The sequence below is a fragment of the Acidovorax delafieldii 2AN genome (genome assembly GCF_000175235.1).
In the GTDB taxonomy this organism is placed as follows: Bacteria; Pseudomonadota; Gammaproteobacteria; order Burkholderiales; family Burkholderiaceae_C; genus Acidovorax; species Acidovorax delafieldii_B.
This window is the reverse complement of the sequence record NZ_ACQT01000420.1, coordinates 1-2,008: the sequence shown is the minus strand read 5'-3', so window position 1 is coordinate 2,008 and position 2,008 is coordinate 1. Positions and strand designations below refer to the sequence as shown.

2 protein-coding genes are annotated in these 2,008 nt (G+C 67.3%); both read left to right on the top strand.

Annotated features, from left to right (window positions below):
• Positions 1-605, top strand: a 605-nt coding sequence (locus ACDELDRAFT_RS21755; protein ID WP_005800699.1) for a carbonic anhydrase, incomplete at its 5' end; no start/stop codon positions are given.
• Between the two features lie 148 nt (positions 606-753).
• Positions 754-1,884, top strand: coding sequence for an acyl-CoA dehydrogenase family protein (locus tag ACDELDRAFT_RS21750; RefSeq protein ID WP_005800697.1), 1,131 nt, complete (start codon positions 754-756; stop codon positions 1,882-1,884).
• The last annotated feature ends 124 nt before the right edge of the window (positions 1,885-2,008 follow it).

Genomic DNA, 2,008 nt, shown 5'->3' with positions numbered 1-2,008 from the left:
CCCCCCTGCCAGACAACCGCATTGGCCCGGCTGCCGCGTTGGATCGGCTCATGCAGGGCAACGCGCGCTACGTGGCCGGGCGCACCACCCAGCGCGATTTTTCAGTCGGCCGTGTGGCCCGCACCACGGGGCAGCGGCCCTTTGCCGCCGTCCTGAGCTGTGCTGATTCGCGCATTGCCCCCGAGCTTGCTTTCGACCAAGGGCCGGGCGATCTGTTCGTGGTGCGGCTGGCGGGCAATTTCGTCAACGACGACGCCCTGGCCAGCATGGAATACGCGATCCAGTTCCTTGAAGTGCCGCTCATCCTGGTGCTGGGCCACAGCAATTGCGGCGCCGTGTCGGCCGCGATCAAGGTGGTGCAGGAAGGCACCCCGCTGCCGGGGCACCTGCCAGGGCTGGTGAACGCCATCCGCCCGGCAGTCGAGGCGGCATCGCGCCGCCAGCCGTCCAACCTGCTGGTGGCCGCCACCGAGCAGAACGTGCGGCTCAACGTGGCGCGGCTGTCCACGGCCGAGCCCATCCTGGCCGGGCACACGGCCAGCGGCGCCGTGCGCGCCGTGGGCGGGGTGTACGACCTTGCCAGCGGCAAGATTTCGCTGGTCTGAAAAGACACCGGGTACGGGTGAGCACGTAGTCCGCCCGCTGCGGCGGGCGGTGGCGTAACCACGGGCAAAATTGCAGGTTGACCTGCCGCGCGCGCGTGATGACCATGCGCGGCGCACCGCACGCAACAAGCCCAAGGAGACAACCCACATGCTGCTGACCCAAGACCAGGAAATGATCCGCGACGCGGTGCGCGATTTTGCCCAGACCGAGCTGTGGCCGAATGCCGCACGCTGGGACAAGGAACACCACTTCCCCAAAGAAGCCCACCAGGGCTTGGCCGCCTTGGGCGCCTATGGCATCTGCGTGCCCGAGGAGTTTGGCGGCGCCCACCTCGACTACGTCACGCTGGCCCTGGTGCTCGAAGAAATCGCCGCCGGTGACGGTGGCACCAGCACCGCCATCAGCGTGACCAACTGCCCTGTCAACGCCATCCTCATGCGCTACGGCAACGCGCAGCAGCAGCGCGACTGGCTCACACCGCTGGCGCGTGGCGAGATGCTGGGCGCCTTCTGCCTGACCGAGCCGCATGTCGGCTCGGACGCCTCGGCGCTGCGCACCACGGCCGTGAAGCAAGGCGATGAATACGTGATCAACGGCGTCAAGCAGTTCATCACCAGCGGCAAGAACGGCCATGTGGCCATCGTCATCGCCGTCACCGACAAGGGCGCGGGAAAGAAGGGCATGAGCGCCTTCCTGGTGCCCACCAACACACCCGGCTATGTGGTGGCGCGCCTGGAAGACAAGCTGGGCCAGCACAGCAGCGACACCGCGCAGATCAACTTCGACAACTGCCGCATTCCGGCCGAGAACCTCATCGGTGCCGAGGGCGAGGGCTACAAGATCGCGCTGGGCGCGCTCGAAGGCGGCCGCATCGGCATCGCCGCGCAGAGCGTGGGCATGGCACGCAGCGCCTTCGAGGCGGCGCTGGCGTACTCCAAGGAGCGCGAGAGCTTCGGCACGCCCATCTTCAACCACCAGGCCGTGGGCTTTCGCCTGGCCGACTGCGCCACGCAGATTGAGGCCGCGCGCCAGCTCATCTGGCACGCCGCCGCGATGCGGGACGCAGGCAAGCCTTGCCTGAAAGAAGCGGCCATGGCCAAGCTGTTTGCCAGCGAGATGGCCGAGCGCGTGTGCAGCGCCGCCATCCAGACGCTGGGCGGCTACGGCGTGGTGAGCGACTTTCCGGTGGAGCGCATCTACCGCGACGTGCGCGTGTGCCAGATCTACGAAGGCACGAGCGACGTGCAGAAGATCATCATCCAGCGCGCGTTGGTCTGATTTGCTCTTATTTTGAGAGCTGATAGCGCTTGTGTAGCAAGCGCTTGCGGCCTGAAATGCTCTTGTTCGGCCCCTGCGCAGGGGCGCGCGGCCACCCGCGGCCCGGCGCACCGCCTTGCGTTGC